This window comes from Clostridium celatum, assembly GCF_021412605.1.
In the GTDB taxonomy this organism is placed as follows: domain Bacteria; phylum Bacillota; class Clostridia; order Clostridiales; family Clostridiaceae; genus Clostridium; species Clostridium celatum.
In genome coordinates this window covers 128,432-154,684 of sequence record NZ_JAJKGM010000005.1, presented here as the reverse complement: position 1 = coordinate 154,684, position 26,253 = coordinate 128,432, and the positions used below count along the sequence as shown (strand labels likewise).

Below are 26,253 nucleotides of genomic sequence, written 5' to 3'. Positions count from 1 at the left end.
TAAACTTATATAATTTTCAAAGAGCGAGCAATTCTATGAAAAATCAAGCTATTTTTTCATATCAGCTTAACAGATTCATATAATTTAAATTTACCCTTAAAACCACTGTAAATATTTACACGGTTCAATATCTATACCAATTCTCTGTTTATATTTTTTCTCCTTTATTTATTTTTATATTTACATTTTTTCTATTTTTTGTAATATTTTAGTAATACTTTCTTAAAAATCACTTCATATTTTTATCACTTTTATCTCTAATATTTTTTGTAAATTTATTTATTTAGGAACAAAATTAAAAAATAATCAAAAAAATTCTTTAATTTTTGAATTAAACTTATGTTAAGACACGTTAATTATTATTATGTATATATTAGTATTTATTAACTATTACTAATTAACGTTAAACTTTTACATTGCATATTATAAAAGCACACAATAAGAAATTTTAATCTTACTGTGTGCTTTTCATTTGAAAAACTTTCAAAAATAATTAGCAAATTATAGTTTTAAGCCATATCTATTCTAGCATTAATTTATATTATATAGATTCTATTTCATCAATTGATAATCCAGTAAGCTTAGCTATACTTTCTATATCTAAACCACTTTTTTTCATATTTCTAACTATTTCAATTTTTCCTTCCTTTATTCCTTCTTCTCTACCTTTTTTCTCTGCTGCATTTAATTCGCTTATCTTATCTCTCAAAGAGTTAGCTCTCATATCATAAAGCTCTCTTTGTTTCTTATCATTACTCATTCTTATAAGTTCATCCTTAGCTTGTCGTATCTCATCTATACTCAGTTCTAAATCTCTAACTATTTCACTTTCAGGATCCTTTAAAAACTCTGTCCAAGCAACAAGCATATCCTTTTCATCACTTGAATTTTCAAGCTTTGGAATCTCTATAAAATGAACTTCCATGACATCTGTTAATTCTTCATTAGTTTCAATTTCTTTAAATCTATATCCAGTATGAAATTTATCAGTTTTAAGATATTTAAAATTAATAATAAACCTTTACTCATATTTCACCTCAATATAATTATTTCTATAAATATATTATATATCCTAAATGAGCACTTATAAACAAAAACTGCGTAGATTTATAATCTACGCAATCACTTGTATAATCACTTTATTCTTTCTAAAATTAAAAATTTACTACTAACTTATATTATTTCATTAAAATTTTTCTACCAAAAATCATACTAACACAACCCATTATTACAACCATCATTGAAGATATTGGTGAACCTGTATTAGGAAGCTTTCCGTTATTAGTATTAGTATTGCTACTGTTATTATTACTACTATTACTGTTGCTGTTATTGTTATTACTACTATTATTGTTATTTTCAGTTGATGGTTTGTTTACTGTATTATCATTATTATCTTCATCTACTGGAGGGTTTATTGTATCATTATTATCTCCATCATTATCCCCATCATTGTCACTGTTATTATCATCATTCTTTACTTCTTTACTTTGAGCAAATAACCATTCCTTAACACCTTCAGTATTTGCCATAACTATATTTGTTGCATGAGTATTAGCTCCTGCTCCAAATTCAATCATTTCTTCATCTGATAATTCAGTGTATTTAAGTTTAGTATTTCCTACTTCTAATAACTTGTTATATCTATCTTTTGAACCTGATACTAAGTTTATTGGGTCATTTGTTGCATGGAAGAACCATACTGGTAAATCCTTTAATGCAGCTAAATCATCTAATTCTGCTTGTTCTGAAATTATTCTTGGTGCCATTGTTATTGCTGCTGCAAACATATCTGGAGCTTTACGTAATAAATTCCAAGCACCTTGTCCACCCATTGAATGTCCAGTTAAGTATACTCTGTTTGGATCTACTTTTCCTTCTTCAATTAATTGTTCTAATACAGATATTATGTTTTCTAATTCATTATCAGTCCATCTTACTGCTGTTACTGATTCATCACTTTGTGGTGCAAAAACATAACATGGATTTTCTTTTTGACTTTCATCTTCAGCAAACATTGTTGCATTTCTTGCAGAACGTAATTGAAGACCATTATCTCCTCTACCATGCATCCATATTACAACTGGAAGTGCTTCATCAGAATTAGGTGAAAATAACTTATAAGTTAATCCATTGTATTCTTTTGTTTCAAACTTATCAGCTACTGGTGATACAATTTTAGTAATATCAGAATAAGTAAATGAAAGCTCTTCATTACTCTTGCATGTTACTTTTAATTCATCTCCCATTGATCCATCACTTTTTATAGTTAAGAATTCATCTACACTTAAAACTAATGTATTTCCTTCAACCTTTATATCATTAACTTTAATATCTCCAATATTTCCAAAGTGATCTACAACTGCATTTTCAATAACGAAATCTTCTGCTTTAATTCCAGTTAAATCTACATCATCTTCTACTACAACTTCAAGACTTCCTACTGTTTCACCTAAGTCTTTTACTGTAGCGTTTACTGTTATATTTAATATTTTATTTTCCTTATTGCTATCTACTGTTATAGCATTTTCATCTAAAGGTTCAGCTTCAGTTTTTAAATTTAAATCTTCTGTATTTTCACTTGCAGTAATCATTTCATTTATATCTGCATATGCAATTATTCCTGAAGTCACTGATAATGTCATAGTTGCTAATAATGCCATAGTCATTGCTTTTATTTTTGCTTTTTTCATTAATTTTATCCCCCTCATACATAAGGCAAACTTTAAAATCATTATTTAAAGCTTGCCATTTTTTAAATTTATATATTATTCAACTGTTATAATTACACGTTGATAATGTTTTAAATTAAACTTTCCATTATCAATAGCTTCAACAATAATATGAATTGTATCTCCTGATTTTGCATCTTCTGGAACCTTAAATTCTACTGTACTAGTTTCAGCTCCCTTTAATTCAACATTATCTACAACTTCTCCATCAGCTAGCTCTCTATTGATACTGAATAAAAGACCCATATTCATTTCTTCAACTACATCATTTTTCTCTACCTTAGACTCTTCATAAGTATCTGCTTCTGCATAATGCCACCATTTAAATGAAACTTCATCATTGTCTGGATCTTCTGCTGTAGCATTTAAAACTATTGTTTCTCCAGCTTTTGCAGTTAAATCTATTCCTTCTTTAACTGATACCTTTGGAGCATGGTTTGCATCTTCATATTTTGATGCTATACACCAATCTGCTCTTGCAGCAAAATCATTTTGTATATCATCAAACCATCTCATTAATGAATATTCAGCTTCATATCTACCTGTATAAGGATCAAAATCTAGAACAGTGTTTTTCCATAAAGTATCACTAACTACTCCAAATCTTCCTCCCCATCCACCGTAAGTAGGGTCTTCTAAGCTTCTAAGTCCATTATCTATTAAATATAGGAATGATGGAGAATCACCTTCTGATATAAAGTCATAGCGATTATATTCCTTGTTATTTTCAAGGTAAGCATCAATTCCTCTTTGCTCTTCTTCTAATTCTCCTTCAATATAATTTCCATCACCCATTAATGCATATCTTTCAAGTAACGCACCATGTCCAGATTTTATATTTTCATATTGCCATTCACCTTGTAATAAATTATTTACTTCCTTTGGATTGAATTGCCATGCATATGCAAAACGCCAGAAGTTACTTGAATCATTAATAATTCTTATGTTTGGCCAATTTTTTGCTATATACTCGCTATAGCTATCGTCTTGGTCTAAGATAATATAAATTACAACGTTATCGTATACCTTTTGTTGGATTTCTTCCCACTGATCTGTATCTTTATATTCTTCTTCAATAGATTTTAATGCTCTAGCTGTAGTATTAGTTCCACCCCAAGTTTGTACATATAATGGACTATCACTATCTTGTAGGAAAAGTTCCTTTAGGAATTCAGATCCTTCAGTTACCTCTTCCATTTCACCAACATTACTAATATTTCCTATCTTACTTATACTTTTTAAGTATTCTGGCTCTGGATAACCTTCAGCATGAACACTTAAATTTGGATAAACCTCTCCATAAGCATCTATAAATTCATCTAACCACTCTGTTCCTGTCCATCTAAATGGTTCAATTCCTTTTTCTTCATCACCTGCATAATGGTAAACAGAACTAGTTAAAACTATTCCTTCTAAGTCAACCTCATTTGCATAAAGCATAAAACGAATTACAGAGTTCATATCATCAACTTCACCATCTGTTGTAATTACAGTTCTAGCTTTATTGCTTTTATTTGTATTAACATCTTGCTCTATTGCAACATTTTTATTATCTTCTACTTTTTCGTTACTTTCACATCCAACTAAAGCTCCAACACCTACTGTTAGTGCAAGTAACATTGATAAATATCTTCTTTTCATAATTCCCCCCGAACTCACCATAATTTTAGTTATTTAAATTTGTTAAATATATTAAAAATTAAAGCTCTTCTCCATTTGATGCAATAACCTTCTTATACCAGTCAAAACTCTTCTTCTTTCTTCTTTCTAGAGTTCCTTTTCCTTCGTTATCCTTATCAACATAAATGAAACCATATCTCTTTTCCATTTCACCAGTTGAAGCTGATACTAAATCAATACATCCCCATGGAGTATATCCTATTAATTCAACTCCATCTTTTATAGCTTCTTTCATTTCATTTATATGAGTTCTTAAATAATCAATACGATAATCATCATTAATGCTTCCATCTTCTTCAACCTTATCAAAAGCCCCTAATCCATTTTCAACAATCATTAATGGAATTTGATAACGTCCATATAAATCATTTAATACAATTCTTAATCCAATAGGGTCTATTTGCCATCCCCAATCACTAGCACTTAAATATGGATTCTTAACTCCACCCATAAGATTTCCTGATGTTCCTTCTAATTCTGGATCATGAGAAACACAATTGCTCATATAATAACTAAATGTATAGTAATCTACACAACCTTCTTTTAATACCTTTTTATCTTCTTCTGTTATATCTAATTTAATATTATTTTCTTCAAAATAACGTTTTGCAAAGAATGGATATTCTCCTCTAACTTGAACATCTCCACATAAATCATTTGCTATTTGATTTTTTTGTTGAGCTAAAATAATATCTTCTGGATTACATGTATATGCATAATTTGACATATATGCAAGCATACAACCAATCTTAAAATCTGGATTAATTTCATGTCCTAGCTTAACAGCCCTTGCACTTGCTACAAACTGATGATGTAATGCTTGGAATCTAATTTGTGGATCATCAACTTGCTTTGTAAAATCTTCAGTTCCTTCATTTAAAATTCCTAAACCAAGATATCCTCCAAGTGGCATAGTTCCACAGTTAATTTCATTAAAAGTCAACCAATACTTTACTACATCCTTATAACGATTAAATATTACATTGCAGTAATTAACATAAAAATCTATAACCTCTCTAGATGCCCAACCATTGTATTCCTTAGTTAAATTAAATGGCATTTCATAATGAGATATAGTTACTAATGGTTCTATATTATATTTCTTTAATTCTGCAAACACGTCATCATAAAACTTTAATTCTGCTTCATTTGGAACTTCATCATTTCCATTTGGGAATATTCTTGTCCAATTTATTGACATTCTAAATGTTTTAAAGCCCATTTCTGCAAATAATGCTATATCTTCTTTATATCTATGATAAAAATCAATAGCCTCATGAGATGGATAGTTAAGACCTTCAATAGTTTCTCTAGTAATTTTACGTGGAATTGTATGAGTACCACCTGTTAACATATCACTAGTACTTGCTCCTTTTCCATCTACATTCCAAGCTCCTTCAAACTGATTAGCAGCTGTAGCTCCTCCCCATAAAAATCCTTCTGGAAATACTGTATTTTTAATCATAATACCCTATTCTCCTCTCTATTAAATCCGATAATATTCTATTCCTATTTAAGAATGGATAATTAAACTTTTATATTTAATTATCCATTCATTAATTATTACTATCTAAACAACTACTGTTAATAAATTCTCATTATAGCTTGCCTTTTTATTATCAGTTTCAACTACATCTAAGTAGTTATCTGAATTTGTAACTATTACAGGAGTTACTGTTGAGAATCCTGCTTTAGATATAGCATTAATATCAAACTCTAATAATAATTGACCCTTTTTAATCTTTTCACCTTGCTTTACTTTTGGAGTAAAGTATTTACCTTCTAATTGAACTGTATCCATTCCTACATGGATTAATATTTCTGCACCCTTATCTGTAGTAATTCCTAATGCATGTGATGTTGGGAAAAGAGTTGTTAAAGTACCATCTGCTGGAGCAAAAACTTTACCTTCTACTGGTGTAATTGCAACACCTTTTCCTAAAGCACCTGATGAAAAAGCAGCATCCTTAACTTCTGATAAAGCTACAACATCACCTTTTAATGGACTAACTAATATTTCTTTATTAACTAAAACTTCTTTATTTTTTGTTGTATTTTCTTCTTGCATATCTTCTTCTGATAATTTACTAAACATCATTAATATAAATCCAACTGCTAATCCTGCAATACTTGCTATACACATTCCTAGTACTGAACTATCAAATCCTTCTGCACCCATAAATGTTGGAATTGCAAATACACCCATACCACCAATCATGTAAATCTTTGATCCAAAGATACCTAAAATACCTCCAGTTACTGCACCACCTATACAGCTTAATATAAATGGTTTCTTTCTTGGTAATGTAATACCGTAGATAGCTGGTTCTGTAACACCGAAGAATTCTGAAATAGCTGCTGGAATACATAATGATTTTAATTTTTTGTTTTTAGTCTTCATTAAGATTGCTAAAACTACACCTGTTTGAGCAAAACAAACTGCCATTGAAGCTGCTACAACTGGGTCATATCCTAATACTGCTATATTGTTCATAGCTATTGGAACTAATCCCCAATGTAAACCAAACATAACGAATACTTGCCAGAAAGCACCTATAAACACACCTGCTACTACTGGACTGAAGTTATAAATACCTGTTGTTACTGTCCCTAATAAATTTGATGCATAAGTTGAAACTGGACCAATTGCCATAAATGTTAATGGAACAACTATTAGTAATGTGAAAAATGGAACTAAGAAAGTCTTAACTACATCTGGAATAATCTTCTTTAAGAATTTTTCAACTATTGAAGCAATGAAAACTGCTAAAATTATTGGAATAACAGTTGATTGATAACTACTTGAAGGCATCATTACTGGAATACCAAAGAAAGTTACTGTAGTACCAGCTAAAGCTGTAATACTTGGATAAACCATTGCTGCTCCAATTGCCATACCAGTAAATTGATTTAACTTAAATTTCTTAGCTGCTGTAAATCCTAAGAATATAGGGAAGAAGTTAAATAAACAATCACCAATAGCATTTAAAATTACATATGTTGAATCAGTATCTGCTAATAATCCTGTTGCTAGTAATATAGCATTTAAACCTTTAATCATACCTGTAGCACATAAAACTCCAAGTACTGGTTGGAATACCCCTGAAATAATATCTATAAATTTATTAAATGGACTCATCTTTTCTTCTGAATCTGATGCCGCTTCTGCAAATCCACCAATTGCTACTACATCTGCATAAACATCTGGCACATGGTTCCCAATAACTACTTGATATTGACCACCACTTTTAATTACAGTTACTATACCATCCATATTTTTTAATACTTCTGTATTTGCTTTACTTTCATCCTTTAGTTTAAAACGTAATCTTGTTACACAATGTGTTAAACTGTTAACGTTGTCTTTACCACCAACATTAGCTATTATGTCCTTTGCCAATTTTTCATACTTCATTATTTCTCTCTCCTTTTATTTATATTTAAATTTTTATTCTTATTTATAAAAAAAAGCGAAACCAAGATTTATAGGACAATATAGATATATACTTATCCTATAAATTTTGGTTTCGCCTGATTTAACAGTAACAATCCCCAGCTTATTTTAAATTACCTTGCAGTAACTCTTTGAATATGCAATGTTAGGTATAATTTTTCAGAATCAGTTAATTCTACACCTAGGTATTTTTCAACCTTTAACATACATCCATAAGCTTGACTATATTTAATTTTAACTTGTTCTAGTAAAAATCCATCTTCAGATTCTACTACTTCCTTTTTACTTAATCTTTTAAAGAAAAATCTTAAATGTGTAACAAATCTTTCATAATTTAATGAGTTCTCGTCTAATTGAGTATTGTATGTATACTTCACAATATTCAATATGTCTTGAACCATTACAGTCAATTTTCCAACTTCATTTTTATTATCTAATGACTTATTTATTTGTGCATTGACTAAGTGTAATGCAATACTTCCTGCTTCATCCTCTGGTAAAGTTTGTCCAGTTTCATCCTCTATTAATTCAATGGCTTTTAAGCCTATTTTATATTCTTTAGGATAAAACTTTTTTATTTCCCATATTAAAACATTTGACCTATGAATACCTTCACTATCCAGCTTTAAAGCATAACTTATATGATCAGTTAATGTAACATATATATAATCATTTAGCTCTACGTCTAACATATTTTTAGCATATTCAATAATATCATAAGACAAGGATACATGTTCTACAGGAATATCTTCTAATAATATCTTAAACTTTTCCGTTGTCTCTTTTTGTTTTAAAATAAAGGTTTTTTCAACCTTGTTATCATTTATAGCATCTCCAACTTTCTTTTTAAATGCTATTCCACAACCTAAAGCTACAACTTCATTTTTTGATGAATCCACAGCTAATATAACATTATTATTAAATATCTGCTTAATAATCATATTTTGAAACACCCCAATAAATTATGATAAAAAAAATAAACCTTACACCAATTAAAAGGATAGTAAAATACCCACTTTAATCAATTAAGGTTTCTCCTGATTTAACAGTAACGCATTGTATTTACTTTGTAAACTTTTGTCTATGTTATTATATTACCTTTATTTATAATTTTTGTCAACAGTTTTTTTGATTAAATTTACTTACAAGGAAAAATCATTAAATTTGAAATTTAATTTCCTTTTCCTATTCCTGTACTAGGTTTATCTACTATTTAACGCTATTTTCTTATTTAATTCAAGTCATTATCAATAACCACTCCAAGTTTAGTTGAAATTATAGTATTAAGTTTATTAATTGAAAAAGTTAACGCAAGTATTTGCTTTTCCAAACGCATCAATAAATAAGCACTTATAGCGACAGGAAAACCAACATTCGCAATTAAATTAGTCAAATCACCAAACTCCATAACACACACCCCATTTTCATATTAAATTTAGTATAAAGACTATATCTCTCCCCCTGCCCAACAAAATCAGTGGTAGAAATTAACATTCTAGTTTTCTTCACAGAAGTTATCGTTAAGGCATTTAAAATGATAAATTATTAATTTGTAGGGAGCATTTATAATGAACCGTAGAATTTAATCATTGATGGAATAATTAAATTTAGCACAAACATTAACTTTTTCTTCCTATACCACTAAAGTTTAATGTATTTAAAAAGCTAAGCGAAGTTCTAAATCTTGATTTAGCTAACTAAGCTTACTCCTTGGATGATAAGAGAAGGAGTTTCCTATTAAATCGTAAGGAATATTTGCAATAAGCCGTAGAATTTAATTAATTTTGGAGTGATAATTGCGTAAAAAAGTTTTAATGTCCGAAGCGGAGCAAGTTTTAAAACTTTAGCAATTATCACGGAAAATTTAATATAAATTCAAGGTGAAATTGCAATAATTCCTGGAGATTTAATAATTAACTTTTTTATATCACCTAAACTTCAAATTTTGTTGTTTCTTTTTGGGTTAATGCAGCACTTTCTTTTGCTACATAGTCACCTTTTTTATTGATAAAAACGTTGTTCTCTATTATTGCATTCATAAGAGCTTGGACCTCTTCATTTGAAACATCCTCTCTTACATCTGATATTGAAAAAGTAGATTTTTCTCCACTTTCAGTTAAAAATGTCATAGCTAAAGTATAAGTCATAAAAACACATCCTTTCATAAATTAAATTTAAATTTCAATAACAAGTTATACCCATAATTTTAATTACTTCAGTTTAATACTAAAGAAAAGTTAATAATCTTTAGTTTTGTTGAAGCTTAGATACTTCTGTTAAATAGAAATATCTAGTATCCTTATCCAAAACATCTTCAATAACTGTAACAACTGCACCTATTTTTTCTGGATCAGCATTTTCCTTAACCTTTCCAATAGTTTTTTTGCTGTAAATTGGATTTCCATCATTATCTGTATCTGTCTCCACCTCAATAGAAAGAGCCTTAGTTTCAAAAGTTTTAGTAACTGCCATTTTTCATTCCTCCCTTTACATTTTATTAATTAAGTTATTTCATATAATATATATACAATTTTAAGAAAATTTTATAGATATAAACAATTTTATTTGTTATAATGTTTAAGAATTTTTTAGGAGGTGAATTTAAATGACAAAGTTTTTAAACAAACTATCATCAAATGTAGTAATATATCTATCATTGATTTTTACTATAGGTATGGTGATTTTAAATGGAATTGGATTAATTAGTTTTACTAACTTATTTTCATTTAACAGTGTATATGAAATCATAGGTATTATATTATTTCTAGCTTTAATGTTTTTATTAACAATGTACTTACCTAAGATAAAAGATAATAAAAATTTCTTAATTATCTTATTCATAGTAGCATTTATACTTAGACTTATATGGATAATATGGATTCCTACTGAACCAACATCTGATTTTAAGGTTATGTATGATGGTGCAACAGAAATTGTAAATGGTAATTATAATGCTATATTAGATAGCTTTTACTTTAATGTTTGGGCATATCAATTAGGCTTTACTGGATATTTAGCTTTATTAATTAAAATATTTAACGGTTCTTTATTTATGATAAAGCTAGTTAATGTATTAATTACATCATGTATTCCAATAGTAATATATTTTAGTGCAAAAAAATTATGTGGTGAAAAGCCTGCTAGAATAGTCTCTATCTTATATGCTTTATACATTGGAAGTATAGCTAATACCTCTGTTTTAACTAATCAACATTTAGCTACACTTTTATTCTTTATTGCTATTTACTTAATAATAAGTGATGTTAATAGAATATATAAATGGTTATTAATAGGACTACTTATTGGTTTTGGAGATATAATAAGACCTGAAGGGTCAATAATATTAATTGCACTTTTATTATTTGGAGTATTTAAGAATATTACTAATTTAAAAGAAGTAGCTAAAAGTATTTTAGAATTTGTTGGAATATTAGTTATTGTAGTAATGATTTCTAAAATAGTATCCTTTGGATTTGTAAATAGTGGTATAAGTAATTATCCATTAGAAAATAGAGATCCTCTATGGAAATTTACTTGTGGATTAAATCCAGAAACTAAAGGTACATATAGTGATGCTGATTTAGTTTATTTACATAATGCAGAAGTTTCAGGTAAATCTAGAAATGAAGCTCATATGGAATTAATTAAAGAAAGATTATCAAATCCACCACAATTAATAACTACTATGGAATATAAATATGTTACTATGTGGGCTGTAAATGATACTTCATTACAATTTGCATTTACAGACAATGTAGATAAGCCAGAAGTTTATGATTTTACACTTAAATTAGAAAAAATTCAGTACATATTAATTATAGTATTATTTATGATTGGAATAATTAATATAATTAAAAGAAAAGAAGGTTTCACTAATAATCATATCTATTTAATAATTTTATTAGGTTATTTATTAGCACATTTACTTATAGAAATACAACCAAGATATCGCTACTTTGGATTACCAATATTCTTTATTATAGCGGCATATTGCTTTTCTAAACCTTCAAGAGAATTAAGATTCTCAAGATATAACTAAATATAGTAAATTTAAGAGCCAAGTAAAAGTAACATATAATATTGCTTTTACTTGGCTCTTATTTTATTATCTTAAACTTTAAATTACTATGTATACTTTAATATATTTTTACAATATGAATTACTTTTTAAAAACCCATATTTTATTAAATATATAATTAATAATCATTACAATTCCTGTTGCTAATATTAGTGATATAAACTTATTTATATTAAATAAATCAACTAATAAAAATAAAATACTTGTATTTAATATTAATCCAACTATGTTTAATATTATAAACTTAACAGATGCTTTAGCCTTCGAACCTTCAGTATATTTAAATACCCATATAGAATTCCAAAAATAACTATGAGCTGTAGCTACTGTATAGGCAATGACATTTGCTATTATATAATAAACTCCCATACCACTTAGAACAAAGAAAATTATCCAATTCAATAAAGTATTTAAAACTCCTACAATTGCAAATTTTATAAAATTAAAAAAATCTTTTGATACTATGTTCATTTTTATTACCTCTTAGCTGTTAGTGGAATCTCTACCAATAGCTACTTCCTTATATATGTCTTGGTTTTCTTCTATGTTTCCTGAATACTCATCTACAAAATATAGTGGTCTTCCTTTAACTTCAATGAATATTCTTCCAATATATTCTCCTATAAGCCCTAAACAAATTAATTGAATTCCTCCAAGCATTAATAATATGCATATTAGACTTGCATATCCTGGTACATCAACTCCATAAACAACAGTTTTTACTATAGTAAATATCATATAAATAAATGATCCTATAGCTGATAAAACACCTATTATTGTTGCTATTCTAAGAGGTGCTGTGGTAAATGAAGTTATTCCTTCTATAGCTAAATCCATAAGCTTAAAATAATTCCACTTTGTACTACCTGCTACTCTTGGATCTCTATCATATTCTATTTCTTTTTTCTTAAAACCTATTAAACTAAACATACCTTTTGTATATCTTTGCTTTTCAGGAAATGCTTTTAGCGCTTCAATGGCTCTTCTACTTAAAAGCCTAAAATCTCCAGTATCCTTTTGAATAGGTACATTAGAAACTGATTCCAAAACTCTATAAAAGGCTTTTGATGTAAATTTCTTTAACCAAGTTTCACCTTTTCTGTTTCTTCTCTTTGCATAAACATCATCATAGCCTTGCTCATAAAATTTAAGCATATCTACTATAAGTTCAGGTGGATCTTGCAAATCCGCATCTATAATTACAACTACATCGCCTGTAACATAATCAAATGCAGCTCCCATAGCTACTTCTTTTCCAAAATTTCTAGATAAATTTAAATACTGTACTCTTGAATCTTTCTTTCTGTATTCTTTAACTATTTTTAATGAATTATCTTTACTTCCATCATTAACAAATAAAAATTCTAATTGATATTTATCTATCCTTTTTGCAAGCTCTACTAACCTTTTGTAAAGATATGGAAGTGACTCTTCTTCATTATACATAGGTATTATTATTGATAATTTTTTATTATCCACTATTTTCCCTCACTCTATTTGTTGTCTATCAATATATAGTTTATCTATTTCATTTCCCAATAAATGAAAGAACAAATTTTAATTTGTTTAAACTAATGATTTTTTATACCTATATATTCTATATTAAAATGCAAATTATAACCATACTTTATTATTGTATTTTTATGTACTTACAATTCATATATATCTGATAGCTCACTAAATACTCTATCAATATCAACATCATATTTATCTATTGCTTCAACTTCATTTATAGTAATATTAGGAATATATATCTTAAATTCACTACCTACATCTTCCATGCTTTCTAGTTCAATATATCCATTATGAACATCTACTAATGACTTAACTAAAGATAACCCTATGCCACTACCTTCATTTTTTCTCTTAAAAGTTCTATCCACTTGGATAAATTTATTAAATATATTTTCTTTCATATTATTTGGAATGCCAATTCCATTGTCAGAGATAATTACTAGTATATAACCGTCCTTCTGCTTCATCCTTACATGTATAAATCCATTTTCTTTACTAAACTTTATTGCATTTGATAATAAATTCAATATTATTCTCTCTATCATATATGGATCACATTTTGCAATCATCTCTTCTTCATCTGTATCAAATGTTATATAAATATTTTTAACTTCAACAGAAGATAAAACAGACATTGTTACCTCTTCAACTAAACTTACTAAATTATAATTACCAAACTTAGGTTTAATAGCTCCACAATCAATTTTGTTTATATCAATCATATTTTGTATTATTTTAAGCATACGCAAGCAATTAATCCTTACACTTTTTTCATGCTTTAAATAATATTCCTTAAAAACTTCATCACTTTTTCCCTTAAAAAGACTCATAAGTTGAATAGATGAATAAATTATATTTATAGGTGTCTTTAATTCATGAGATAAATTTGCAAAAAACTCTTCTCTTTCTCTTTCTTCCCTCTTTAACTCTTCATAGCTTTTTTGAAAATTATTATACTTTGCCATTAAATTTACATGTTCTACATTCATAACAAGCTTGTTTACTTCTTCTATTGTTTCATATGCATTCTTATAATCTTCTAATGACTTATAATCATTTGCCAATGCTTCATATGCATTAATAGCATACTTTATCCTATATTTCTTTGATATATTTACTGCATTCTTATGATGTTCTATAGCATTAAAAAATTCACCTATTTGGTAATATATATCTCCATATAACTTTTCTATATAATAATCTACATATGCAAAAATAAAATTATCTATATCTCCTTGGAAAAAGTTATTAATTTCATCTAATATATCTAAGTTATCTTTTATATTTTCTTTTTTTGTTTTTATGTTATATTGAACTATTAATAAATTTAATTGCACTTTATATTGACCTTGTTTTATATAATCAATTTTTTTTATTTCCTTCTCACATTCATATAATAATTCTTGTATAGAATTCATATCAGCATTCTTTTCTAAAAGACTATTTATAAGGTCAAATCTTACACATAGCCTAGTAGAAGTAAAATCTAAAAACCTATTATCATCTAATATGCTATAAAGTGTATTAATAGCCTTATCCCTCATTCTTATTTCATCATATCCAATTCCTATGTAATATAATATCAACATCTCCATATAGATATCATTATAATATTTTGCTATATCCAATGCTTTTAAATACAAATCTATTGCCTTTTCAAATTCTCCATAAATTATAGAATAAACAGCTCCAATAGAAACATATAATTGTGCAGACCGTACTGATTGAAATTTAGTTATATAATCCAATGCTTTACCTAAATACATCTTTATTAAATTTTCCGGTTCTCCCCTTTTAGCCATATAAGCTGCGGTTTTAGTATCTAACATAGTCAAATCTTCATAAGCTTCTAACTCTTTATATATTTTTTCAGCTATTAAATAGTGCTTTTCAAAGCTATTAAATTCTTCTAATACAATATTATTTAGTGCTATTAATGCATGTGCTCTTGCTATAAAATACTTATCGTTTAAGTTATTAGCATATTCTAAAGATTTAAGTCCAGCTTCTATACTTTCATTATATGATCTTGTTCTATATCTAGTTAAAGCCAATAAATAATGTACTTTAAATAATATTTTATTCCCCAAATCATAACCAATACTATTTAAATTCTCCTCTATTTCATTCCTAATTCTTTTCGCCTTATTTATATCTAAATTTATTTCTGTTATATATTCAAATATCTCTATGTAATTATCAATTATTTTTTCCACTTTACTGCCCCCATTTAAAAAATCTCAGTATTATTATACTATTTTTACACTTTTTTGTAATTGTTTTTCTCCATTTTTTCACATAAAATGCTTTTATATCAAAATTTAAAAATACATTTTCCCCCTGAAAGATATGCAAATTTAATTATAAAACTTTAAAATTAATACTATTTACAAATTCCTTTTAATAAAAAATTAATTAAATTTAATTCTCGTTATAAAAAAAAGTGACAAGCTAATGCTTATCACTTTTTTACACTTCTCAATTCTAAAAATATTTAATTATCTTCTTTTCTTTAATCCTAAACATCCAGCAGCTAAAGATGTTACTCCCATGAATAAAGCTGCAACTCCTCCTAAATCTCCTGTATTAGGAAGTTGTCCTTTACTACTTGTTTTATTTGTACTATTTCCTGAAGTACTAGCTGCTACATTGTTACTTTCACTATTTGTTGTAGTTCCAGAGGCTACATTATCACTTCCTGTATTAGCACTTTCATTATTATTTCCATTACCAGCATTAGTGTTTCCACCATTTTCTGTAGATTCACTAGCAACTAAATTATCAATAGCTCCTTGTAATTCCTTTTCTACTTTTGCTATATCAGTACTAGTAGCTTCTTCATTTTCAAATACAGCCCTCGCTTTACCTAGAGTTTCTTGTAAGTTAGACCAAGATGAAGCTGTATATTGGTTTGCATCTAAAGTTTCAACTTTATTAATTAACCCTTCCAATTTATCTTTACTTGGTTTTAATCTTAATTCTAAGAATCCTCTTAAAACTTCTTTATAAGATTCAGCCACTTCTGCTTCAAGAGCATTTTCATCTGCTACAATACCATTTGCTTTTTCAACAACTGTTTGTAAATTAGTCCAAGTAGATTGAATATATTCATCAGAATTTAATCCATTAATTCTATCTAATAAGTTAATTAATTGAGTTTTATCTCCTTTAATAAACTCTAACATTTGCATTACACCTGATAATCTTTCAAAAGCCTCATCTATTTCTGCTTGAGTTGAACTCTTATTTTCTAATATAGCCTTAGCTTCTTCAAGAGCTTCTATAAACTCATTAGCTACTGCAGGAACAACCTTTGAAAGTTCTTCTTCAGTGACTTCATTAGCTAATTCAACAGCAATTTCAAGATGAGAAGTAAACTCTACTTCTGAAGCCTTTGCATTAATTTTTATTGCAGTAACTGAATGTGGAGTTAATGTATATTGGAAATTACTAGTTTTAATAGTTTCAACAACAAACTCTTCCACAACTACATTATCTTTGTTATCAATGGTATTTTCAGCATCAAAGCTTGGACCATCTACTAACATTCCTTCTCCAGTTTTTCCTCTAAAATCAAACCCATCTACATTTATATTAACGCTAACTTCTTCTTTTGCAGTATTTACTAGCATTAAATATAAGTTTCCTTCATCATCCTTAGTTATCATAGTATCTAAGGCTTCTAAATTACCATATACTGTTTTATTATTAATAACTTTTTCATTTAAAACATAATTTCCTGTCATATTATTAAATAAAGTAAATACCTTTGCACTAGGAGTTGCAACAAACTCTATTTCCCCATTTTCATTGTATATACTTTGAATTATAGCTTGACCACCAGGCCCTAATAAGTCTCCTCCTGGAAAATCTACTAAACAATGCTTAGTTGCATATGGAATTGATTCAATATCTGCAAATCCAATTATAGATTTTGCTGTATATAAAGCATTTATTTGAGACTTTACAAACCTACTGCTATCATTAAATATCCCATATTCAGATACAACTACACTAACATCTTTTGCTTTTTCTTCCCCTAGTACTTCTTTTATTTTATTTTCATAATTTTGAGCCACATTTACCTTTTCTTCTGCTCTATATAATATTTTTTCATAATAATTTGCATCAGAACTACTTATAGTTCCTGAATAAGGATGTGTAACTATTCCATCATAACTTTTTTCCGTTCCCATTCTAGTTATAAAGTTCTCACTATCATAGCATGAATATATCTTTATATCTGGATCAACCTTTTTCATTTCTTCATAATAATCAACATATCCATCTCTATGAGCCTTATAAGAAACCTTTATTTCTTTTCCTTCTGCTGGAATATTTCCATTTATACCATCACCAAAATTTATTCTTCCGCTTTCATTATCATAAACAAATACATTACTTGCACCTTGACCTTCTAAAGACTCAACTTGTTGCCAAGTTTGTCCACCAACAGTTAATACTAGTGTATCTTCAACTATTGGATAATATCTAATTATTTTTTCTTGATTAGCTTTCCCATTACTTCTACCAGCAGTAGAATTTCTCCAATCCTCATATTCAACAACAAATTGGTTATTAAATTGGAATTCACCACCATCTATATAAGCTCCCATTGGATCATTAGATGCTGTTGTCCAATAAGCTTGCTCACTTAATAATTGAAATTCATTTCCCAGTTCAAAATGAGTAACATTATAAGGTTCAACTCTTCCATTTTCAGCTCTAACTTCAGCCCAATCTATTCCTCCATTTGGATTTTCTCCTACTTCGCAATTTAAATATTCAACCAAATCTGCTGCATCAAGCTTATTACCATTACCCATATTATAAACATAGGCAAGCTCACTATTATTTTCTTCTGCATATTTAGCAACTTCATCTACCCCAAAGTAAGGAAACTCTGGTTCTTGCTCTGGATCACCATGAATAGTATATTTTCTTTCATCTATATCTCCAATTGACTTCTTCCATTCAAAAAGATTTGCAACCTTTCCACCTGGATATCTTATAGCACCAAAATTAGATTCCTTATATAACTCATCAAATTCCTCTTTAACCTTTAAGTTTTCTGTATCATAACTGCCATAGCCATCCTTATGATACCTATGATTAGCCCCAAATAAAAATCTACCTATTTCCCTAAACACATCATTTATATCAGCCTTAACTAAAATATCATCTCCAATCTTATTATTTAAAGCTTCATTTACTTGTTCATTTAAATTATTTAAATAATTTATTTGATTTACAAACTCTTTAGCATCTTCTATATCACTTGATACTAACTCTTCTGATTTATTTATTTCACTTAAAAATTTATCAATTAAATCTCCACTTAAAAAATCAACAGCTAAATTATAAGTTTCATATGCCACATTAATAGCACTTAATAATTCATCCTTTAATATACTTATATCAGCATTTTCATAATAAATATTAAGTATCTGTTCATCTGTCAAACAATCCCCAAATATCATAACCTCATCAACTATACCATTTAAAGCTAAACCGTTATTATTTTTATGGTCCCCTAATCTTAAAGGATCATTAGAATTTGATAATGACGATAATAAATGTGTACTATCGAGCTTTCCATTTATATAAAACTTAATTTCCTTCTTAGAATAATCACTAACCATAGCTACATTTATCCACTTATCTTGAGTTAACTTTTCATTACTAAAGCTATCAGAACCACTAACAAAAGACCCTAATTTATCTCCACTACTACTTGCAGCATAATAAAGTATTGATTTACCATCGCCTTCTTGTTGTAGTAAAATGGTATGTCCACTCCTATTATTCTCACTTTCTGGTGATATATTTACCCAAAAGGATAAGGAAACGTTTTCTTGAGCTAAATTAAAAATCGAAGGAATACTTAAAAATGTTCCCTTTTCCCCTGTTAACTTAAGCCCCTTATTATTCTTTCCACCATCAACAATACTGGCATTTCCCTTCAAAGTTGCATCTTTTCCATTATTACTATCATCAATAATATTATCCCCTTCAACATTTTCAAATGTCCAGTATCCTTTTAAACTATCCATTGGTATAGCATCATTTTCTATAGCTCCTGCATACATACTTGGAAAATACGAAGTAGTAATAGCTAACACCGTAGCCATTGCAAGTATTTTTTTTATTTTCATAAATTTCTCCCTCCATTTATAATAAATTACAATACTTTATACATTAACTATCTTAAAACTTTATAATTAATATGTTTTAATATCCCTATGTAAAATTATACCATCTAAAAATTATGTTTACTTTTTTTTCGTTTTTCATTTTCTTTCAAATTTTTATCCACTATCTTGTTACTTCAAGCAAATAAGTATTATTCTTCATGTTCTAACAGCTACCGCCCGCGGGGTGAATCCAAATATTGGATTCACCCCGCGGGCGGTATTTATAAAAAATATACATATCTTAAAAGTAAACATAATATTATTTATATATACAAAATAAATTAATGGGGGAATCTTATGATTATAGCTGTTTGTGATGATAATGATATTGCATTAAATAATATATGTTCTTTAATTGAAAAAAACTTAGAGAAGCAATGTAGACTATTAAAATTTAATACAGCATCAGCTTTAGAGTTTTATATAGAGGATAATAAAAAAATTAATTTAGACATTCTTGTTATAGATATTGATTTAGGAAACTCCAATGGAATTGACCTTGCTAAAAAAGTAAAATCACATTTTCCACTTATAAAAATTATATTTATTACTGGTTTTATTAACTATGCTGAAAATATTTTTGAAGCTGATCCAACATATTTTATAGTAAAGCCTATAAAAGAAGATAAATTGGTAGACGCATTAAATAAAACTATAAATGCCATAAATGAAGATAAGCCAGATATCATATCCATTTCTTCAAAAGGCGCTATAACTAATATCAATTTAAAAAATCTAAAATATATTGAAAGCTTTAAAAGACAAATTATAATCCATGAATCTACTGATGAAATTAAGCTGTATTTCAAATTAAAAGAAATTGAAAAAATTCTTCCTTCACATTTTGTCCGCTGCCATCAAAGCTATATAGTAAATATGAATAAAGTTAAGTATTTAAATACTGGATCTTTTTCTTTATATGATGGTGAAAGTATTCCTATAAGTCAGTCAAGATACAATAAAACCAAAGAATCATTTATAAATTATTTAGGAGAAAAGCTATGTCATTAAAATCCTTAGCTATAATTAGTTTATTAATAGAGTCTTGTCTTACTTTTATATTCTTAATAAATGTATTAAACCTTAGGATAAATATCTTTAAGACATTTTGCATATTAATGGCTAGTATAATTTCTACTTCTATAATAACTTACCCACTAAAAGAATTTCTTATTGTAAAACCTATAGCCATGGCAATTGTTTTATATATATGCCTAAGAAAAATTTCAAAAAACTCATCAAAGGAAATAATAATTATACTATCTGCTACTATCGGTTTCATCCTTGTAACAGATTTTTTTGCTCACTATATATATGGAATTTTTACAAATTTTGATTATACAAATTCACTTGAGCTTTCTGTCCCTAGAATTATAGCTATTCTCTTTGGATACATAGTTTACTTTACTTTAACTATGGGATTTTCTTTGTTTTGGAATAAAATTGTAAACTCCATAAAAAAGATTTTTATATTAATACTAATTTTAGTTCCAACTTCACAATTCACTTTACTTTTAGGTATGTATCTATATAACTATGATAATTTAACTGAAAAATTACTACAGTATGGAATTGCTTGTGTAGTTATCTTAATTGCAGTTGACACACTACTCTACCTTAGTATAAAAGAATATTCTAAGCTTACAAAAAAGGAAAAAGAGAGAGAATTTGAAAAAATGAAACAAGGAATGGAATTCTCCTACTATAAGTTAGCTAATCAAAATAAAGAATATATATCCAAGCTTAAACATGATATTAGAAATCAGCTTCAAACCGCTTATTTTCTTCTTAATAATTCAAATAATAATATTGATGCACAAAATATCGTTGATAACATAAGTCATAGGCTTGAATCTTTAGATAATATTTATTACTGTGAAAATTCAATTGTTAATACTATTATTAGTTTAAAAACTACTGAAGCAAAAAAGTATAAAATCCCAACGAAAATTTCTTTAAGAGATATTGATAAATTAGTAATTAACGAATTAGATTTATGTAGTATATTTAGTAACTTATATGATAACGCCATAAATTGTTGTATAAAAAATAAATATAAAGAAAATAACTTTATAAGCATAATTTCTTCTAAAGAAGCTGGCTATATAGTTATAAAGTTTTTAAATTGGTGTGACTTAGATATTGTCTTTAATAAAAAAAATACTATTTTAACAACTAATAAAGATAGTAAAAATCATGGCTATGGGTTAAAAATATTAAATGATATAACAAATAGATATGATGGAAACTTAAGTATGAAGCATGAAAATAATATTTTTTCTATAACACTATTATTAAAAATAGAATGAAACTTTAAATAATTACATTTTACACTTTAAAAATTACATCTCTAACCTTTATAAAAATTTTATTTTAGGAGGTGTTTACAATGCAAAAATTAAAAAAATTCATTTCACTTACAGTTTCATTAGCTTTTTTGCTTTCCTTTATTGGTAATCAAGGAATAACATTTGCACAAGATAATCCTGATGCAGAAAATTCTATAGAAGCACAAGAAGCTATGAAAGAAGAAACTTTCCTTGATGAAAGCTTAAATGAAGCTACCATCTTAGAAGAAACAGAAGAAGAGTTAATAGACGAAATAACTCCAGTTATAGATGAAACTACTTCGGATGAAGCTGAAATTACTACAGATATAAATGAATCAACTACATCAAACGAAACTATTAATAATGAAGATAATCTTGATGAAGTTATTATAGAAGATGTATCAGAAATTGAAGAATTTCCAAAAGATACTTCTACTGATAATACTAATGAAATAGAAGCTGAAGAGAATCCTATATTAACTAATGGAACCTCTGAAGAAGTATCTGAAAATGAAAATTCCAAAGAAACTACCTTAGAAGAAAAAGTTGAAGAAGTTCAAATTCCCTCTTCTATAGATGATATAGAAGTATATAGTATAGAAACTAATGGAACTTCCTTTGATTTTAGTAACTATACCATTCTTCCTTCAATAACTTTAAATGTAGCTGAAGAATTTAATCAATATATATCAACACAAATTACGCTTGTAAATATTAATGACACTAGTAAAACAGTATATTATACTTCTTATGGAAATAATATATCTACATTTGTTCCTGAAACTACTTCTGTTTCTGGAACTTATGAAATTTCAAAAATAGAAATTATACTTGATACAACTTATACTACTTTAGCTTATATAAACCCAAAATATAAAGATATAACAACAAGTTCATCTAATCGGACTGAATATAAAGACCTTGCACCTAACTTTCAATTAGAAATTATTAATTATGAGCCATTCAAATACTCCTTTGAAAACTTTAGTGTACCTCATATAGTTTCTAATGGTAATGAATTTACAGCTACTGTAACAATTAAATCAAATAGAGAGATAACAGGCCTTACAATCTGGTATCAATCAGATAATGATAGTATTGTTTTATATGATAATTCTGTAATTAAAGATGGTGATAATTATACTATTTCACCAATACCATACGTTTACGGTCAAGGATATACTCCATTTGAGTATTTAAAATCCGGAACTTATAGCGTAGAGTCAATGATTATTGAATATAAATATGATTCTTCTGACATTTTTGCTACATCTTATTTATCAATTTCAAATATAACTAGTGATGATGAATTTGAAAATGATGATTCTTACGATTTTAGCCCTTTAAACATAATATGCAACAATCCTAATGAAGATTTAACACCTCCAGTAATCAATAGTATTACTATGGAAAAAAATATAATTAACTTAAATGAAGTTGATACTTCAGATGGTATTAAAATTAATATTTCAGCCGACGTAATAGATGATCTATCTGGATTTTCTAATATGGATACATGGATGTTTTTAGTTTGGAATTCTCCTAATGGTACTTCTCCTATTTATTCGGAATTATATTATAATGATAGCTCAAATATGTTTGAAGGTTATGTATCTATAGATAAAGACCACCTTTATGAAGGCATTTATACGCTAGAATTTTTGTCTGTTTGGGATAGAGCTAATAATTTACTTAGCTATGACCGTGAAACTGACTCTGAATTTTTATCTAACTATGATATAACTATAACTAGAGATAGCTTAAACAATAACGGTAGCGATAATAACAACAATAATAACACTAGTAACAAGCCTAATGATTCATCAAATATTGGATCTAATTTATCTGGTAATAATAGTACAATTACTATTACTCCAACAAATAATAATACTAGTTCTCAAGTATCATCAAATAGCTCTACTTTAAATAAAACTACTCTTCCTTATACAGGAAGTCCTATTTCAAGTATATTTATCATTATATTTGGTAGTCTTATTTCAATAAGTGGATTTTATATGATTTTACGAAAAAAAGTTAATAAAGTCTAATAACTTTTATTTTTCTTTTTGTTATGTATTAGAATAAATCAAATGCTAATATTTATATAAACTAGCTGTATAAAAGTAAAAATTATAATAAAAAAAGCTATGTCAGATTGAATTTAAAATACAATCTGATATAGCTTTGCTTATTTTGATGCCCTTTTTAACAATTCATCTGCCATCTTTTTATTTTTTTCAGTTCCTAAACCATTCTCATACATAAAGGCTAATGGTATACAAGCTTCGTAATCTCCATGCTTAACAGCATTACTATACCAATAAAAAGCTTCATCATTATTAACATCAACAGTATCTCCATTTAAATAAGCATATCCTAACATTCTCATTCCTAATGTATTACCCTTATATGCAAGTTTCTTATACCAAACATATGCATACTTATGATTTTCTATAGTTCCTAATCCATGTAAGTACATATTAGCTAATTTATGAATATCATATTCATATCCTTTATCAACAGATATTTTATACAAAGTAAAAGCCTTTTTATAATCCTGTTCTAAATACTGTCCTTCATAATACATATCCGCTAATCTACTTATTGCTTCAACAACCCCTGCTTCAGCTAATTTATTATAAATAACAAAAGCTTTTTCATAATCTTGCTCTACTGCTATTCCTTCATAATATATATGTGCTAATATAATCTCTACTTCTCTTTTTTGTACTTCATTTTTACACCTATTAATATTAGATTTTATTAATTCAAAGGATTTTTTATAGTCCTTTTCACAACCCTCTCCATAGTATAGCATAATAGCCATATTGAATATTCCTTCTATATTATCTTGTCTAGCAGCTTCTGCATACCAATTAAATGCTGACCTTAGGTTTTGCTTTATTCCATTACCATTTTTATAAAAATCAGCTAATATAACCATTGAATCAGTATCATTTTTCATTGCTGCTTCCTCAAAATATTTAGCAGCTTTATAATTATCCTGTAATACACCTTGCCCTTTTAAATACATTTTAGCCACTAACTTAATAGCAGTTATCTCTCCTAATTTAGCTAACTCCTTATAAATCTCAAAAGCCTTTTTATAACTTCTTTCTATTCCTAATCCATTATAATACATATGTCCGCAATTAATCATTGCTTCCTTATTTCCACTTTTACCTGCTTCATTAAACCAAAAAAAGGCCTTTTGATAATCTTGAGTCACTCCTTTTTCAAAATAATACATTTTTCCTAAAAGTAATTGAGCTGCTGGATAACCCTTATTGGCAGAAAGCCATGCATTTTTATATGCTCTATTATAGTCATCATCATTTTTTGCTTTTAAATACAATAGCCTAGCTTGTCTATATAATTCTTCCTTAGAATAAAGTTCATATTCTTCTTTTTCCTTAATTCTATTTTCTTCTAATACTTTTATTTTGCTTACTGCTTCATCATAATGTCTTTTATTAATAATATCTAAACTTACATATCTAGTATATGATTCAATACTATCCTCATTAAGTGCCTTTCTCCATTCCTCATTATCCAATTTATTATTATTTTCTAAGCATGCCCTATTCCAATTAATTTCTTCTTCATTTTCCTTTTGATTAATAAAATTTAATTCTTCTATTCTTTTTAAGGCTTCATTTTTATATTTATTATCACCTTTTCTTGTAATATAATTTTCATAACTTTCTATTGTATTAATAGTACATGCTTGCTTCCATTCAATATCCTCTAAATTTATATTAAATTTATCATAATACCATTTAACTATATATTTTAATCCTTCAAATGCCCATTCTGCATCATCATAGGTAACTTCATCAAGCTCATTTTCCTGATAATGAGTACCCGTATTTCCCCATAATCTTGTGCTATTAAACCTATCCAATATTCTTTTATCTATTATTCCTTCTTTAAAAAGAATATTTAAAGAACCATTTAACGTTTCTTTCCCTTTACTTAATCCATTGCTTTTATATAAATGTGCACATATTGCTTCACAAGCCCTTCGTCCATTTGTAATAGCATCTTCATAATTGTCATTTAGAAAATACTCTTTAAACTTTAAATAATACTCTGCAACCTTAACTAATTCCCTACTATATGTATTATCATATGCTGTTATTTTTATTATTGCATTACATAACTCAAATAAATATTCTTCCTTTTCCAATACTCTCTCTTTTACTTTCACTTGTTTATCCTCTTACCATTAACTTAACTTTTATTTCTTTTGAAGCATTTGTATCATCAC

18 protein-coding genes are annotated in these 26,253 nt (G+C 27.4%); 4 read left to right on the top strand and 14 right to left on the bottom strand.

Translation table 11 applies throughout. From position 1 onward, the window contains the following. Window positions 1-541 precede the first annotated feature (541 nt). The 9 genes from LPC13_RS04090 to LPC13_RS04050 all read right to left on the bottom strand — a co-directional run bounded on the left by LPC13_RS04090 (window position 542) and on the right by LPC13_RS04050 (window position 10,338). A complete protein-coding gene (locus LPC13_RS04090; protein ID WP_316319288.1) occupies window positions 542-1,012 on the bottom strand; it encodes an Rpn family recombination-promoting nuclease/putative transposase in 471 nt (156 codons plus the stop codon). Between the two features lie 166 nt (window positions 1,013-1,178). After that, entirely contained in the window at window positions 1,179-2,693 is a 1,515-nt protein-coding gene (locus tag LPC13_RS04085) for a carboxylesterase family protein (RefSeq protein WP_234088616.1), read from the bottom strand. A 75-nt stretch (window positions 2,694-2,768) separates the two neighbouring features. Then, window positions 2,769-4,373 carry a DUF1593 domain-containing protein gene (locus tag LPC13_RS04080; RefSeq protein ID WP_234088615.1) on the bottom strand — a complete coding sequence of 535 codons (1,605 nt, stop codon included), beginning with the start codon at window positions 4,371-4,373 and terminating at the stop codon, window positions 2,769-2,771. 58 nt (window positions 4,374-4,431) lie between these two features. Then, complete coding sequence (locus LPC13_RS04075; RefSeq protein ID WP_005210330.1) at window positions 4,432-5,877, bottom strand: glycoside hydrolase family 1 protein; 1,446 nt, start codon at window positions 5,875-5,877, stop codon at window positions 4,432-4,434. A gap of 105 nt (window positions 5,878-5,982) precedes the next feature. Next, on the bottom strand, window positions 5,983-7,827 hold the full coding sequence (locus LPC13_RS04070) for a beta-glucoside-specific PTS transporter subunit IIABC (RefSeq protein ID WP_005210331.1): 1,845 nt from the start codon (window positions 7,825-7,827) through the stop codon (window positions 5,983-5,985). A 152-nt stretch (window positions 7,828-7,979) separates the two neighbouring features. Then, window positions 7,980-8,807, bottom strand: coding sequence for a BglG family transcription antiterminator LicT (gene licT, locus LPC13_RS04065; protein ID WP_005210332.1), 828 nt, complete (start codon window positions 8,805-8,807; stop codon window positions 7,980-7,982). 290 nt (window positions 8,808-9,097) lie between these two features. Continuing rightward, complete coding sequence (locus tag LPC13_RS04060) at window positions 9,098-9,274, bottom strand: YvrJ family protein (protein WP_005210334.1); 177 nt, start codon at window positions 9,272-9,274, stop codon at window positions 9,098-9,100. 523 nt (window positions 9,275-9,797) lie between these two features. After that, complete coding sequence (locus LPC13_RS04055; RefSeq protein ID WP_005210336.1) at window positions 9,798-10,031, bottom strand: DUF2922 domain-containing protein; 234 nt, start codon at window positions 10,029-10,031, stop codon at window positions 9,798-9,800. Between the two features lie 82 nt (window positions 10,032-10,113). Then, entirely contained in the window at window positions 10,114-10,338 is a 225-nt protein-coding gene (locus LPC13_RS04050; RefSeq protein WP_005210338.1) for a DUF1659 domain-containing protein, read from the bottom strand. A 133-nt stretch (window positions 10,339-10,471) separates the two neighbouring features. Here LPC13_RS04050 and LPC13_RS04045 point away from each other — a divergent pair, with 133 nt between their 5' ends. After that, window positions 10,472-11,905 (top strand): glycosyltransferase family 39 protein, encoded by a 1,434-nt coding sequence (locus tag LPC13_RS04045; RefSeq protein ID WP_005210339.1) that lies wholly within the window; start codon window positions 10,472-10,474, stop codon window positions 11,903-11,905. Between the two features lie 120 nt (window positions 11,906-12,025). Here the strand turns inward: LPC13_RS04045 and LPC13_RS04040 are convergent, their stop codons facing one another. From LPC13_RS04040 to LPC13_RS04025, 4 genes are all read right to left on the bottom strand, one after another. Beyond that, window positions 12,026-12,415, bottom strand: coding sequence for a GtrA family protein (locus LPC13_RS04040; protein WP_005210340.1), 390 nt, complete (start codon window positions 12,413-12,415; stop codon window positions 12,026-12,028). 12 nt (window positions 12,416-12,427) lie between these two features. Then, window positions 12,428-13,423: a glycosyltransferase family 2 protein gene (locus LPC13_RS04035; protein ID WP_005210341.1), complete on the bottom strand. Its 996-nt coding sequence runs from the start codon at window positions 13,421-13,423 to the stop codon at window positions 12,428-12,430. A 170-nt stretch (window positions 13,424-13,593) separates the two neighbouring features. Further along, window positions 13,594-15,675, bottom strand: coding sequence for an ATP-binding protein (locus tag LPC13_RS17070; protein ID WP_234088614.1), 2,082 nt, complete (start codon window positions 15,673-15,675; stop codon window positions 13,594-13,596). Window positions 15,676-15,957: 282 nt separating this feature from the next. Further along, the gene (locus tag LPC13_RS04025; RefSeq protein ID WP_234088613.1) at window positions 15,958-19,614 is read right to left on the bottom strand and encodes a LamG-like jellyroll fold domain-containing protein; all 3,657 of its coding nucleotides are present in this window, start codon (window positions 19,612-19,614) and stop codon (window positions 15,958-15,960) included. 336 nt (window positions 19,615-19,950) lie between these two features. On the opposite strand from LPC13_RS04025, the gene LPC13_RS04020 reads away from it, so the two are divergent. The 3 genes from LPC13_RS04020 (at window position 19,951) to LPC13_RS04010 (ending at window position 24,031) form a co-directional block, all read left to right on the top strand. Next, window positions 19,951-20,664 (top strand): LytR/AlgR family response regulator transcription factor, encoded by a 714-nt coding sequence (locus LPC13_RS04020; RefSeq protein WP_005210344.1) that lies wholly within the window; start codon window positions 19,951-19,953, stop codon window positions 20,662-20,664. Between the two features lie 107 nt (window positions 20,665-20,771). After that, complete coding sequence (locus tag LPC13_RS04015) at window positions 20,772-21,962, top strand: ATP-binding protein (RefSeq protein ID WP_234088612.1); 1,191 nt, start codon at window positions 20,772-20,774, stop codon at window positions 21,960-21,962. An 80-nt stretch (window positions 21,963-22,042) separates the two neighbouring features. After that, on the top strand, window positions 22,043-24,031 hold the full coding sequence (locus LPC13_RS04010) for an LPXTG cell wall anchor domain-containing protein (protein WP_005210354.1): 1,989 nt from the start codon (window positions 22,043-22,045) through the stop codon (window positions 24,029-24,031). A gap of 140 nt (window positions 24,032-24,171) precedes the next feature. Here LPC13_RS04010 and LPC13_RS04005 read toward each other — a convergent pair whose 3' ends face one another. Further along, window positions 24,172-26,193, bottom strand: coding sequence for a DUF4145 domain-containing protein (locus LPC13_RS04005; RefSeq protein WP_234088611.1), 2,022 nt, complete (start codon window positions 26,191-26,193; stop codon window positions 24,172-24,174). Between the last annotated feature and the right edge of the window lie 60 nt (window positions 26,194-26,253).